This is a genomic window from Denitratisoma sp. agr-D3, assembly GCF_054658675.1.
The window spans coordinates 1-12,500 of record NZ_BAAGIA010000001.1; the positions used below are offsets into that span (position 1 = coordinate 1).

Consider the following 12,500-nt stretch of genomic DNA (forward strand, 5'->3'; position numbering starts at 1 on the left):
CGCCGCAGCTGTACATCGCCGTGGGGATTTCCGGGGCGATCCAGCACTTGGCCGGGATGAAGGATTCGAAGGTGATCGTCGCCATCAACAAGGACCCGGACGCCCCCATCTTCCAGGTGGCCGACTACGGCCTGGTGGGCGATCTGTTTGACCTCGTGCCGCAATTGACCGCGGCGATCTAAAGGCCGTTCAGGCCGCGCAGGCCACGCAATGGCTGAACTGCCAGGAGAGTCTCGATGAGCAAACGTTCCGTCGGCCCGTTCCAGGTGAACCCCATCGGCCTCGGCTGCATGAACCTGAGCCATGCCTACGGCGTGCCCCCCAGTCCGAAGGAGGCGGCCCTGGTTTTGGAGCAGGCCCTGGAAGCCGGTGTCGACTTTTTCGACACGGCAGCCCTATATGGTTTCGGCGCCAACGAAACCCTGGTGGGGGAAGTGCTGGCCAAATACCGCTCGCGGTTTGTACTGGCGAGCAAGTGCGGCATGACGGGTGTGGACGGCAAGCGGGTGATCGACGGTCGTCCCGCCACTCTGAAGCGCACCTGTGAGGAAGCCTTGCAACGGCTGCGCACGGACGTCATCGATCTCTACTATTTGCATCGCTGGGACAAGCAGGTCCCCATCGAGGACAGCGTCGGCGCCCTGGCGGACCTGGTCCATGCGGGCAAGGTCCGCGCCATCGGCCTGTCCGAGGTGTCGGCGGATACCCTGCGCCGCGCCCACGCCGTGCATCCCATTGCCGCGCTACAGACCGAGTATTCCCTGTGGACCCGCAATCCGGAAATCGCCGTGCTCGACGCCTGCCGCGAACTGGGCACGGCCTTCGTCGCCTTCAGTCCCCTGGGCCGGGGCTTCCTGGCGGGTGGCCTGCGCGATGTGACCACCCTTGATGGCAAGGACATCCGGCGCGCCATGCCGCGCTTCATGCCCAGCCACTACGCGGCCAACCTGGCGCTGTTCGACGCCTATGGCGCGATGGCCAAGGAACTGGCTTGCACCCCGGCGCAGTTGGCACTGGCTTGGTTGTTAACCCGGGACGAGAACATCGTCCCCATTCCCGGCACCACTTCCCTTGCCCACTTGCAGGAGAACCTGGGAGCGGCGACCTTGCGCTTGTCGGCGGAAGTCATGGCGCGCCTGGATGGGCTGATCAACCGGCATACGGTCCATGGCGCCCGCTACAACGAGGCGACCCAGGCCGAAATCGATACCGAGGAATTCGCTTAAGCCACGACCTGGGAGGCAATGCCGCGGGCGATGTCCTCGACCTGCTCTCGCACCCAGCATTGGAGCGGGTCGTGGCGATAGCGCAAATGCCAGATAAGGTACATGGGCATGGTTGGGCAGGGCACCGGCACCGCGCAACTGGCCAGATCCCGTAGTTGATCGTCACGCAACAGGCTGGGCGCGGTGGCCAGATAGGTGCTGCCCCGCAGGAAGGCGGCGATGCCGGCGAAGCCGGGCACATAGGCGACGAAGCGGCGGTCGATATTGGCGGCGCCGAGCACCTGATCGATTTCCAGGCGGCGCAAGGGCTCGTAGGCCACGGTCACGTGTTCGGCAGACAAATAGTCCTTCAGGCTGCGGGGCGCATCCCGACAGGCGGCGTCGTAGAAGACCCGATAGTGGTCCTCGAACAGGCGTTTTTGCAGCACGTCGCCGGCATCGGGGGGACGGGGCGAAATCACCAGTTGGCAATCCTCGCTGCGCAGCAGTTCCGGCGTCGGCACGGCGGAGTTGATCACCCGCAGGCTCAGGCCTGGTGCGGTTTCACGCAAGCGCTTGAGCAGGGCGGGGAGCAGCAGGTCCCGTTGCAGGTCGTTGGCCGCCACGGTGATCGTGGTGTTCACGCTGGCTGGATCGAACACCGGTCCGGCGACGAAGTGCTGCATTTCCTCCAGCAGCACCCGGGCTTGCACTGCCAGAGTTTCGGCGTGGGCGGTGGCCACGATGCCGCGCCCGGATTTGACGAAAAGGGGGTCACCCACCAGCTCGCGCAGTTTTTCCAGCAGGTTGCTGACCGCCGACTGGGTCATGCCCAGCTTGTCGGCGGCCTTGGTGATCGAACCCGTATCCAGCACGGCCAGCAGCGTGCTCAATAATCGGCCGTCCAGTTGCCAGTGGTCCTTGTCGTGCACCCGCATCTCCCGCGAGGTTCTGCTTTCTTTACCCATGGGCATTACTTTAACCGAGGCGTCGTCGTCCCGATGGCAACGCCATGGGCGTTGTCGCAAAAAAAGACCCCCGTATCCGCGTGGACGGATACGGGGGGGACGAGAAGACGGTTGGGGTAAGGGTCAGCGCGCCGGCTCGATCAGCATGGTGGCCGCGGCGGTGTTGGAAATGGGAATGTGGAAATTGGAATGGACCAGCTTGGCGCCGCTACCCAAGGCACCCCGGGCAGCCAGCCAGTTGATCAACTCGACGCCTTCGCAGCCGGTTTGCTCCACCAGGTCCAAGTCGGAGAACTGGGTCGCCCAGGTGGGATCGCTGATCATGCTGTCCATGAACTTCAGGTCGAATTCCTTATTGATGAAACCCGCCCGCTCACCCTCCAACTGGTGGGACAGACCGCCAGTGCCGATGACCAGCACCTTGGCGTCGCTGGGAAAGGCGGCGATGGCGCGGCCGATGGCTTCACCCAGCTTGTAGCAGCGCTTGGCCGAGGGCAGGGGAAAGACGACGGTGTTGATGCTGATCGGCACGGTCTTCACCGGCCACTTCTGGTCCGGCCAGATCAGGGCCATGGGCAGGGTGAAGGCGTGGTCCACCAGCATTTCCTGGCAGGTCACCATGTCGAAATCTTCCCGTACCAGCGAGTCGCGCAGGTGCCAGCCCAGGTCCTCGTCGCCGGGGAAGGCGGGCATGGTGGGGATGCCCCAACCTTCGTCCTCGCTGCGGTATTCGGGAGCCACGCCGATGGCGAAGGTGGGCTGCTGGTCGAGGAAGAAGTTCAGTCCGTGGTCGTTGTAGATGACCACGGCCACATCGGGTTTGACCTCGTCGACCCACTGGCGGATGGGCAGGAAACCGTCGAAAAAGGGTTTCCAGTAGGGGTCCTGTTGCAGCCCCAGGTGGATGGCCTTGCCGATGGCCGGGACGTGGGAGGTGGTGACCAATCCAACAATCTTTGCCATGGTTATTGCCCCGCCGCCACGAGTTTCGCCTTGAACGCATCCTTGCTCATGCCGGTCTGGAGGGCACCGATGTCCTGCATGTCCAGGCCCAGCACGCCACCGGCCAGCTTGCCGAGGAAATAGACACCGCCGCCGGCGGCGATCAGGCCCAGCACGTCCCGTTGGATCACGGCATTGCGTTGCGCCTCGTTCAGGCCGAATTGATGGCAATACGCCACCTCATCCCGCAGGAAGGCCTCGCGATTGGCCTGGTGATTGAAGGAGTAGCACATCTTGTTGAGCGCATATCCCTTGCGCGCGGCATCGCTGTCGAAAATGGGCGTGCCGGGTATGGTGCGTTTGCCGTGCTGCATGAGCGCTGTTCTCCTCTTGATGAATAATCGTCGCTGCCGTGGCAGTGGGGGCGATTATTGAGGGTCATGGCGGAGGAATAAACGCACCATCCGTGATGGCATCCATCGCCAAATGCGATGAATGGCCGATGAAGAGGCCGGGACGGGAGAAACCGTGGAGGGGGGCGGTGACGCCGCCGTCAGGAGGCTGGGCTGGCGGCGTCCGTTGCCCAGCCCTTGACCCATTGGACGGCCTGGGCCAGGCGTTCCTGGGCGGCATCGCTCATGGCTTCACCCAGGCCCCAGGTTTCGCCACGGATGCCGAGCAACTGGCAAGGCGGCGGCGCTTCCTTTTCGATGTCCACATAGACCTGCATCACCGCCTGAGCGGTCATGGCATGGCTGGTGAAGCTGGCATCCTTGCGCGGCTGCACCTCTTCCACCGCAAAGGGCGGCGCGGCCACCTTGCTGGCGTCCACGAACAACACCTTACGCCGGCCCTTGAGTTCCAGGCAGTCGTCCATCTGCAACTGGAAATCGGTGATGCACTCGACGCCGGGCAAGTCGAGGGCGGCGACGGCGTCCACCAGGGCTGGGCCCAGGGCGTCGTCGCCCCGGCTCGGATTGCCCCAGCCGAAGACCAGCAGCGGCGCCCGGTTCGAGCCGTCGATCATGATTGCCGTGATCCGATCAAAGGACGATCACTTCGCCCGCCGGCTGGTGGCGCAGGCCGGCGCTGTCCTTGGTCACCTTGTCGATCACCGTGCCGGTGGCGTCCACCAGGCTCACTTCCAGGGGCATCTGGCCGAGGGCATGGGTGGCGCAGGAGAGGCAGGGATCGTAGGCGCGGATGGCGCACTCAATGTGGTTGAGCAGTCCCTCGGTGATCTCCTGGCCATCCAGATACTGCCGGGCGACGGTACGAATCGCTTCGTTCATGGCCTGGTTGTTGTTGGTGGTGGAGACGATCAGGTTGCAATAGGTGACCAGGTCGTCGTCGTTTACCCGGTAGTGGTGGAACAGGGTGCCCCGGGGCGCTTCGATCACGCCCACCGCCTCGTGGCGACGCTCGCCCTTTTCCGCCATCAGCTCGGTACCGAGGATGTCGGGGTCGGCCAGCAGGTTGCGGATGACCTCGGCGGCGTGGAGGGTTTCGATCAGTCGCGCCCAGTGGAAGACCAGGGTGCCGTGCACCGGCCGGCCGTTGCCGATGGCCAGCATGATCAGCCGCTCGGCCTCGGCCAGGGGCGTGGACAGGTGGCTGGCGACCTGGACCCGGGCCAAGGGGCCGACCTTGTACCAACCCTGCTCCGCGCCCAGGGCGCGGATGTGGGGGAACTTCATGTAGCTCCAGGGCTTGATCTCTTCCTGCAACACGTTCTGATAGGTGGCGTAGTCCACCTGGTCGAAAATCGTCTTGCCTTCGGCATCCACGGCACGCAGGGCGCCGTGGTAAAGGTCGAGGGCACCGTCCGGCGCGACCATGCCCATCATGTTGGAGTCGAACTCGCCGAAGCGGTTGTAGAACTCCGGCTTGGTTTCGTGCAGGCGGCGCACCAGGGCCACGGCGCCCTGGGTCCAGGCGATGATCTGGTCGATGTCCTTCGCCATCTCGTCGCGCTCGGCCCGGCTCAGGGCCTTGTTCATGCCGCCGGGAATGGCGCCGGTGCCGTGCACCCGCTTGCCGGCGACGTGACGGATCACTTCCTGGCCGTATTTGCGGATCAACACGCCCTGCTTGGCGATCTCGGGGAAGTCGAGGGCCACGCCGACGATGTTGCGCCGGGTGAAGTCGCTGTCGAAACCCAGCAGCAGGTCGGGGGAGGCCAGATGGAAGAAGTGTACTGCGTGGGATTGCACGATCTGGCCGTAATGCATCAGGCGGCGCAGCTTTTCGGCGGTGGCAGTGAGGGGGCCGTAGCCGGCGATCTGGTCCATGGCCTTGACCGCGGCCAGTTGGTGGCTGACTGGGCAGATGCCGCACAGGCGCTGCACGGCCACGGGTACTTCCCAGTAGGGACGGCCTTCGATGAAGACCTCGAAGCCGCGGAATTCGACGATGTGCAGGCGCACCTGGTGGATTTTGTTCTGCTCGTCCAGCAGCAGGGTGACCTTGCCGTGGCCTTCGACGCGGGTTACCGGATCGATGGCGACGCGGCGCAGGGTTTCGGGATTGGCGGCGGTTTCCAGTTCAAACATGGTGTCTCGTGGCTCCGATCAGTCGAACTTGAGCAGGGGGTGCTCGATACGGGGGGTGCGGCCGGTCAGCAGATCGGTCAGGAATTTCCAGATGGCATCGCCGGAGGGCGGGCAGCCGGGAAGGAAGTAATCGACGCGGACGATCTCGTTGATGGGATAGACCCGATCCAGCAAGAGGGGCAGTTCCGTGTCGTTGGGCACCTGGACCTCGCCGCCATCCTCGCTGCGGTACACCTGGGTCAGGCAGCGGCCCACGTCCAGGTGGTTACGCTGGGCCGGCAGGCCGCCGTTGATGGCACAGGCGCCGAGGGCCACCAGGACCTTGCTGTTGGCCCGCAGTTCGCGCAGCACGTGCACGTTCTCGGCATTGCAGACGCCGCCTTCGACCAGGGCCACGTCGCAGTGGCTGCAATGCTTGATGTCGGTGATGGGGGAGCGGTCGAACTCCACCAGATGGGCCAGCTCGATCAGGCGTTCGTCGATATCCAGCAGGGACATGTGGCAGCCGAAGCAGCCGGACAGGGACGTGGTGGCGATGCGCAGTTTGCGCGGTTGTTCGGGAGCGTTCATCTCACACCTTCTCCGTCTGGGGTTTGCCGGCGGCGACCGGGGTGATGGCGATGTGGCGCTTGGCCAGGTAGTCGGTCTGGTTGCTGATGGTGGCGGCGTCGAACTGGCGCGCGCCGATGGGCACCGCGAAGCCGACGCGCTTGGGCAGGATGGCCCCCACCGGGCAGACGTGGGCGGCCTTGTCCTCCAGGGTGAGGGTGCTGTCCTTGAGCAGGCCGGAGGGCGAGTTCACCACGATGTGGGAATCCGTGCCCCGCCCCGCCAGCATGAAGACGTTCTTGCCATCCAGGTCGCGGCTGGCCCGCACGCAGAGTTCGCACATCACGCAGCGGTTGAGATCAAGCCAGATGTCGGGATGGGAGGCATCCACCGGACGATGGGGGAAGGCATGGCGGAAGTGGGGGGTGACCATTTCCAGGTCGTAGGCCAGGGCCTGCAACTGGCAGTTACCGCTTTTTTCGCAGCCGGGGCAGAAGTGATCGCCCTCGACGAACAGCATTTGCAGCAGCACGCGGCGACGGTCGTTGAGGGCCGGCGTGTTGTTTTCCACTTCCAGGCCGGGCAGGGCCTGCTGGGTGCAGGCCGAGCCGTTGCGGCCGTTCACCGTCACGGTGCACAGCTTGCAGCTGCCGTGGGGCTTGAGGTCCGGGTGGTGGCATAGGTGGGGAATGTAGACCCCGGCGGCCAGGGCGGCTTGCAGCACGGTCTGGCCTGGGTCGAATTCGATGGCCTGGCCGTCGATGGTGAAGGTGTCTTTGTGATCGCTCATGGTCCGTTCCCTCAATGTTCGACGTGTTCGGCGAAGTGGGCGTCCGCGTCATCCCGTCCGGTGATCGCGCGTGCCTGGGCCAGGGACTGGTCCAGGTCGAAGGCGGGCATGAAGTCGGTTTGCGCCAGGCGCCGCTCGTAGGCCGGGCGGAATTTCTGCAGGGTGTCGGCCACGGCGTTGCCGGCGGTCTGGCCCAGGCCGCAGTGGCTGCCGGGCTTGAGCACCTGTTGCAAGCGCAGCAGTTCGTTCATTTCGTACTGGGTGCCCCGGCCGTCGGCGATCTTGTCCATGATGTCGCTCATCAACTGGGTGCCGACCCGACAGGGGGTGCAGAAGCCGCAGGATTCGTGGGCGAAGAAGTGGCTGAAGTTGCGCGCCACCTCGAACATGTCGCGGTGCTTGCCGAAGATCATGAAGGAACCGGCGGTGGGCACATCTTCGAAGGCGATGCGGCGACCGAACTCCCGTTCCGACAGACAGACGCCGGAGGCACCGCTGACCTGCACGGCGATGGCATCCTTGGCGCCGCAGTCCTCCAGCACCTGGGCGATGCGTACGCCGAAGGCGTATTCGTAGATGCCGGGCCGCTCGCAGTCGCCGGAAACCGAGAGGATCTTGGTGCCGGTGGACTGCTTGGTGCCGATGGACTCGTACCACTTGCCGCCATGGACGGCGATTTCGGTGGCCTTGCACAGGGTTTCGACGTTGTTCACCACCGTCGGCTGGTTCATGTAGCCGCAGGTAACGGGGAAGGGGGGGCGCACCCGGGGCCGGCCGGCCTTGCCTTCGAGGGATTCGATCAGGGCCGACTCCTCGCCGCAGACGTAGGCGCCGGCACCCAGGTGGATCTCGATGTCGAAATCGAAACCGTCCACCCCGGCGATGGACTTGCCCAGCAGTTTCTGTTGCCGCATTTCCGCCAGGTGGGCCTCCAGGGGCGCCAGCAGATAGAGGTATTCGCCGCGCAGGTAGAGGAAGCCCCGTTGGGCGCCGACGGTGTAGGCGGCGATGACCATGCCCTCGAACACTCGGCCGGCATAGGACTGGAGCAGTACCCGGTCCTTGAAGGTGCCCGGTTCGCCTTCGTCAGCATTGCAGACGATGTAGCGCTGCGCCGCCGGGGCCTTGCGACAGGCATCCCATTTGATGCCGGTGGTGAAGCCGGCCCCGCCCCGGCCGCGCAGGTTGGCGGCCTTCATCTCGGCCAGCATGCCGTCGCGGCCCCGGGCCACGGCGGCCTGGATGGCGGCACCGGGAATGTGCTTGTCGCCGAGCAGCATGTCGGCGCGGCGGATGTTGTCGCTCACCGTGAAGAAATCCGCCGGCCAGCGGGACAGGGGCACCCGGTTGCGGATCAACTCGCAGATCTCGTCGGCCCGATGCAGCGTCATGCGGGTGATGGTCCGGTTGTTCACCAGGATCGCGGGTCCCTGGTCGCACATGCCGGTGCAGGAGGTGTAGTCCACGCTCACCAGTCCGTCGGCGGAAACCTTGCCCGGTTCGAGCTTGAAGCGGTGCAGCAGGTGGTTGAAGACATCCTGGTTGCCCAGCATGCGATCGGTGATGTTGTCGGACACCAGGATGCGGTACTCGCCCCGGTTTTCCCGATAGAAGAAGGCGTAAAAGTCGCGGGTGCTTTGCACCTGGGCGCGGGACATGGGCATCGCCTGGGCGATGTAGGCCACCGTTTCGTCGGAGAGATAGTGCAGGACATCCTGCACCTCGCGCAGGATTTGCACCAGGCGGTCCGGGCGGCGCTGGTGTTTGTCGAGTATGGGATCGACCAAGGGTCCGAGTGCAGTGGTTGGTACAAGTGTCGCAGTCACGGTGCCGCTTCCTCGCGTGGAAAATTGGCGGCTACTCTACCCAAACGGTCGGGTGCGAATTTGCGTTAGGTCAAGTGAGACGGCCCATAACGGGAGTTGTAAGACTTTGTTGGCATTGCGTTTCCTTTGTCATGGGGCGTCGTAAACCCGCAGGGCGTGGGCGATTGGCGGCGTTGCATGAAATTTGTGCAGTGCGAGATTCACCCCACATCCCTGCCGACCTTTGTGAAAACTCCCTGCTGAAAGACCCGGCAAGTTGTCATGGGACGGGGTGTATGCTGCGCCCCCGTGTTTCGTTCCGACATTCCCACAGGTGGTCGCCGTGAAAAAAATCTTTTCCACCAAGGCCGTCGTCAGCGGCCATAGTCGCGGCCTCGGCGCCGCCGTTGCCGCCGAACTGTTGTCCTCCGGCATTCCCGTGCTGGGGCTGGCCCGGGCCGGCAATGCCGCCCTGGCCAAGGCCCATCCCGACCTGTTGACCGAGGTCGCCCTCGATCTGGCCGACAGCGCCGCCGTTGCTCGCTGGTTGGCAAGCGACGGGCTGACCCGTTTCATCGTCGGCGCCGAGACCGTGCTGTTGGTGAACAATGCCGGCACGGTGCAACCCATGGCGCCCCTGGCCGAACAGGACCCGGCGCTCATCGCCCGGGCCGTGGCCCTCAACGTCGCCGCGCCGCTGCAACTGGCCGCCGCCCTGGCCGCCGTGGGCGGCGCCGCCGCGTGCCGCATCCTGCACGTGTCCAGCGGTGCCGGACGCAATGCCTATCCGGGCTGGAGCGTATACGGCGCCACCAAGGCGGCCCTCGACCATCACGCCCGGGCCGTGGCCTTGGAGGGGAAAGAAGGCCTGCGCGTCTGTAGCCTGGCCCCCGGCGTGGTGGATACCGAAATGCAGGGAGAAATCCGCGCCACCCCGGAAGCCTTGTTTCCCTTGAAGGATCGCTTCCTGGCCTTGAAACAGGAAGGTCAGCTCACTTCTCCGACGGCGGCGGCCAAGCGCTTGGTGGCCTATTTACGCTCAGCGGCGTTCGGCGAGGCACCGGTGGCGGACCTGCGGGAGCTGCCGGACGCCCCATGACGTACTGGTGTGGCGCGGCGGTGATGTCGCAGTGATTGGCGACGTCCGCGAGAACGTCTGCTGGTGGTGATCTTTGCTTTTACTGGTTGGTCGCGCTGGCAGCCAAGCCATAACGGCCACCCGGGTGGCATCAGCAATTCCGGACATTCCGCTGGCTATTTGCGCCGCGTCTTCGCCCCCGCCCTCAACGCGCAGGCCAAGGCCGCCCGGGCCCAGGGCAGCATGGCGTTCGGGCTGTCCATGGCTTCTTCCGGCGCCGACCAGTAGCCCATGGTGACGGTGCGGCCGTCGGCGTAGGTGTAGCGGAAGGGTGCGCTGCCCGCCGCCTTGAACCGGGCCTGGCTTTCTTCGTCGTCGGCCTTGAGGTAAAGCACCTCGTCGGCGATCAGGGCGAAGAACAATTCGTCGCAGTAGAAACCCCAGCCGCCGAACATGGCTTTGGTGCGCAGGCTGCCCAGGGGCGCGAACAGTTCCTGGGACCAGCGCACGATTTCGGGCAGGGGCTTGCTGGCCATGGCGCGGGGTTGTTTACCGACTATTGGCGCAGGTCGCCGTCGTTGTCCGGCACGTCACCGGCCACGCTGCTGCGGTAGGGGTTGATGTCGAGGCCGCCGCGTCGGGTGTAGCGGGCGTAAACCGAGAGACGCTGGGGACGGCAGCGGGCCATCAGATCGGTGTAGATGCGTTCCACGCAGTGCTCGTGGAAGCCGCTGTGCTGGCGGTAGGAGACGATGTAGGCGAGCAGGCCGGCGCGGTCGATGGCGGGGCCGCGATAGGCGATGCGCACGGCGGCCCAGTCGGGCTGGCCGGTGACGGGGCAGTTGGATTTGAGCAGATGGGATACCAGTGTTTCCTCCACCACGTCGCCCTGGGCGGAAAGCAGTTCGGGCGCCGGGTGGTAGTGGCGGATGTGCACGGCCAGGTCGTCGATGACGGTGCCGGAAAAGTTCGCCAAGGCCCGCTGGGCCTGGGGTTGCAGGGCGTGTACAGCCACGCTCACCGGCGCTCCGGCAGCGGCGGACAGGTCTTGGGCAATGGCGGCTTCCACGCTGGCCACGGAGTCAAAGGCGGATTGGTTGAGGGAGTTGAGATAGAGCTTGACGGATTTGGACTCGACGATGTTGGGCGAGTCGATGGGCACGTCGAAGCGCAGGGTGGCGACCACGGGTTTGCCGCGCGGGTCGAGCCAGGAGAGTTCGTAGCCGTTCCAGATGTCCACGCCATGGAAGGGCAAGGGGCCGGCGATGCCCAGGCCATCCCGCTGGGGCTGGCGGGAGACGGGGAACAGCAACTCGGGGGCGTAGGTGTCGCGGTAGGCGACCGTGGCGCCGAGGGGGGAACCGTGCAGGTTGGCGGGTGCGTCTTTCACGTGATCAATGTCCTTTCAGGGCGTAGATGCCCGGCGCGTTGCGCCAGTAACCCTTGTAATCCATGCCGCAGCCGAACAGGTAGCGGTCTTCGATGTCGAGGCCGGTAAAGTCGGCGCGCATGCCGGGCTGGGCCTTGCGCTCGTGTAGCTTGTGCACCAGCACGGCGCTCAATACTTCGGCGGCGCCCTCGGTCCTCAGGTAGTCGACGACGGCCTTGAGGGTGTGGCCTTCATCGAGGATGTCGTCCAGCACCAAGACTGACCGGCCACGCAGGTCCTGGTTGGGTCGCACGCGCCAGTCGAGCAGGTCGCCCCGCAGTTTGTCGCCATAGCGGGTGGCGTGGAGGTAGGCCACCTCCAGGGGGAAGTCGAGTCGGCAAAGCAGGCGACCGGCCAGCACCAGGCCACCGTTCATGACGCAATAGACCAGGGGATTGCGCTGCCGCAGGCGCTCGCCGATGGCAACCGCCATGCGCTCCAGGGCGGCTTCCACGGTCGCGGCGTCGGCCAGGCAATCGGCCTCGGCCATGGCTTGCTTGATGTCGGCCAGATCAGTGTTCATGGTGGTCCTGTTCTTGGAATTTGTCCCCGGCCCGGCGCGAGAGTTTTTCGTCGGCGAGGGATTGGCGCAGGATGCGCAACTGCTCGGCATAGTGCTCGCCGTCACCGTAGCTGGCGAACTGTTCATAGCGTGGGTGGTTGCCGAGCACCTTGCGGGCATGCTTGATGGGGCACCAGTATTGTTCGGTGCGGGCGGTGATTTCCTGGGCGTAGGCGAGGAGGCCGTTGCCGTAACTGCAATAGGCGCAGTTGATCTTTTCTACCAAGTTCAGATAGGCCAGGTGGGCCCGGTCGAAAACGAAATAGTCGCCGCGTTTCACCCGGGGGATGCCGTAGAGGGGGAAACAGGTCCATTGGTAAAAGGTCATGGCCAGGTCGAACAGCACCAGGGGCAGGGCCATGCCGTAGATGATGGGAGCGGACAGCAGGCTTTGCGGGCGGCTGTGCACCAGCCAGCGCAAGAGGCCGGTACGCAGCCGCTTGTGGGCGTCGCGCACGTTCTGTTCGAATACCACCCGCTTACCCTGCCATTCGAAAAAGACCCGGTGCTCCTGTTCGTGGAGGACCTTTTTCAGTTCGTTTTGCAGGCCGCCGATCTGGTTCAGCAGATCGCGGACGCGGTCGCTCATCGGACCTTCGCTCATGGCGTGATTACCGTCG

General features: G+C 64.9%; 15 protein-coding genes. 3 read left to right on the forward strand and 12 right to left on the reverse strand.

Going from position 1 to position 12,500, the window contains the following annotated elements; all coding sequences use genetic code 11:
- Both ACYQ2U_RS00005 and ACYQ2U_RS00010 read left to right on the forward strand, forming a co-directional pair.
- On the forward strand, nucleotides 1-182 hold a 182-nt coding region (locus ACYQ2U_RS00005; RefSeq protein ID WP_459948281.1), incomplete at its 5' end, for an electron transfer flavoprotein subunit alpha/FixB family protein.
- Between the two features lie 54 nt (nucleotides 183-236).
- Nucleotides 237-1,226 (forward strand): aldo/keto reductase, encoded by a 990-nt coding sequence (locus ACYQ2U_RS00010; protein ID WP_459948282.1) that lies wholly within the window; start codon nucleotides 237-239, stop codon nucleotides 1,224-1,226.
- Here ACYQ2U_RS00010 and ACYQ2U_RS00015 read toward each other — a convergent pair.
- The 8 genes from ACYQ2U_RS00015 to ACYQ2U_RS00050 all read right to left on the reverse strand — a co-directional run bounded on the left by ACYQ2U_RS00015 (nucleotide 1,223) and on the right by ACYQ2U_RS00050 (nucleotide 8,793).
- Complete coding sequence (locus ACYQ2U_RS00015; protein ID WP_459948283.1) at nucleotides 1,223-2,173, reverse strand: LysR family transcriptional regulator; 951 nt, start codon at nucleotides 2,171-2,173, stop codon at nucleotides 1,223-1,225. The two genes, ACYQ2U_RS00010 and ACYQ2U_RS00015, sit on opposite strands and share 4 nt — an antisense overlap.
- A 123-nt stretch (nucleotides 2,174-2,296) precedes the next feature.
- Nucleotides 2,297-3,136: a class III extradiol dioxygenase family protein gene (locus ACYQ2U_RS00020; RefSeq protein WP_459948284.1), complete on the reverse strand. Its 840-nt coding sequence runs from the start codon at nucleotides 3,134-3,136 to the stop codon at nucleotides 2,297-2,299.
- A 2-nt stretch (nucleotides 3,137-3,138) separates the two neighbouring features.
- Nucleotides 3,139-3,489: a protocatechuate 4,5-dioxygenase subunit alpha gene (locus ACYQ2U_RS00025; protein WP_459948285.1), complete on the reverse strand. Its 351-nt coding sequence runs from the start codon at nucleotides 3,487-3,489 to the stop codon at nucleotides 3,139-3,141.
- Between the two features lie 179 nt (nucleotides 3,490-3,668).
- A complete protein-coding gene (locus tag ACYQ2U_RS00030; RefSeq protein ID WP_459948286.1) occupies nucleotides 3,669-4,142 on the reverse strand; it encodes a hydrogenase maturation protease in 474 nt (157 codons plus the stop codon).
- A gap of 16 nt (nucleotides 4,143-4,158) precedes the next feature.
- Nucleotides 4,159-5,667 (reverse strand): Ni/Fe hydrogenase subunit alpha, encoded by a 1,509-nt coding sequence (locus ACYQ2U_RS00035; protein WP_459948287.1) that lies wholly within the window; start codon nucleotides 5,665-5,667, stop codon nucleotides 4,159-4,161.
- 18 nt (nucleotides 5,668-5,685) lie between these two features.
- A complete protein-coding gene (locus tag ACYQ2U_RS00040) occupies nucleotides 5,686-6,237 on the reverse strand; it encodes an NADH-quinone oxidoreductase subunit B family protein (RefSeq protein ID WP_459948288.1) in 552 nt (183 codons plus the stop codon).
- Between the two features lies 1 nt (nucleotide 6,238).
- Nucleotides 6,239-7,006 (reverse strand): 2Fe-2S iron-sulfur cluster-binding protein, encoded by a 768-nt coding sequence (locus tag ACYQ2U_RS00045; protein ID WP_459948289.1) that lies wholly within the window; start codon nucleotides 7,004-7,006, stop codon nucleotides 6,239-6,241.
- A gap of 11 nt (nucleotides 7,007-7,017) precedes the next feature.
- Nucleotides 7,018-8,793: an NAD(P)H-dependent oxidoreductase subunit E gene (locus ACYQ2U_RS00050; RefSeq protein WP_459948290.1), complete on the reverse strand. Its 1,776-nt coding sequence runs from the start codon at nucleotides 8,791-8,793 to the stop codon at nucleotides 7,018-7,020.
- Nucleotides 8,794-9,154: 361 nt separating this feature from the next.
- Here ACYQ2U_RS00050 and ACYQ2U_RS00055 point away from each other — a divergent pair, with 361 nt between their 5' ends.
- Nucleotides 9,155-9,910 carry an SDR family oxidoreductase gene (locus tag ACYQ2U_RS00055; RefSeq protein ID WP_459948291.1) on the forward strand — a complete coding sequence of 252 codons (756 nt, stop codon included), beginning with the start codon at nucleotides 9,155-9,157 and terminating at the stop codon, nucleotides 9,908-9,910.
- A 155-nt stretch (nucleotides 9,911-10,065) separates the two neighbouring features.
- Here the strand turns inward: ACYQ2U_RS00055 and ACYQ2U_RS00060 are convergent, their stop codons facing one another.
- The 4 genes from ACYQ2U_RS00060 to ACYQ2U_RS00075 are packed head-to-tail and all read right to left on the reverse strand — an operon-like array spanning nucleotide 10,066 to nucleotide 12,484.
- A complete protein-coding gene (locus tag ACYQ2U_RS00060; RefSeq protein ID WP_459948292.1) occupies nucleotides 10,066-10,425 on the reverse strand; it encodes a TfoX/Sxy family protein in 360 nt (119 codons plus the stop codon).
- Nucleotides 10,426-10,445: 20 nt separating this feature from the next.
- On the reverse strand, nucleotides 10,446-11,279 hold the full coding sequence (queF, locus tag ACYQ2U_RS00065; protein WP_459948293.1) for an NADPH-dependent 7-cyano-7-deazaguanine reductase QueF: 834 nt from the start codon (nucleotides 11,277-11,279) through the stop codon (nucleotides 10,446-10,448).
- Nucleotides 11,280-11,283: 4 nt separating this feature from the next.
- Entirely contained in the window at nucleotides 11,284-11,841 is a 558-nt protein-coding gene (locus ACYQ2U_RS00070) for a hypoxanthine-guanine phosphoribosyltransferase (RefSeq protein ID WP_459948294.1), read from the reverse strand.
- Nucleotides 11,831-12,484, reverse strand: a complete 654-nt coding sequence (locus tag ACYQ2U_RS00075) for a hypothetical protein (protein WP_459948295.1) — start codon at nucleotides 12,482-12,484, stop codon at nucleotides 11,831-11,833. The genes ACYQ2U_RS00070 and ACYQ2U_RS00075 overlap by 11 nt, the downstream gene beginning before the upstream one ends.
- Between the last annotated feature and the right edge of the window lie 16 nt (nucleotides 12,485-12,500).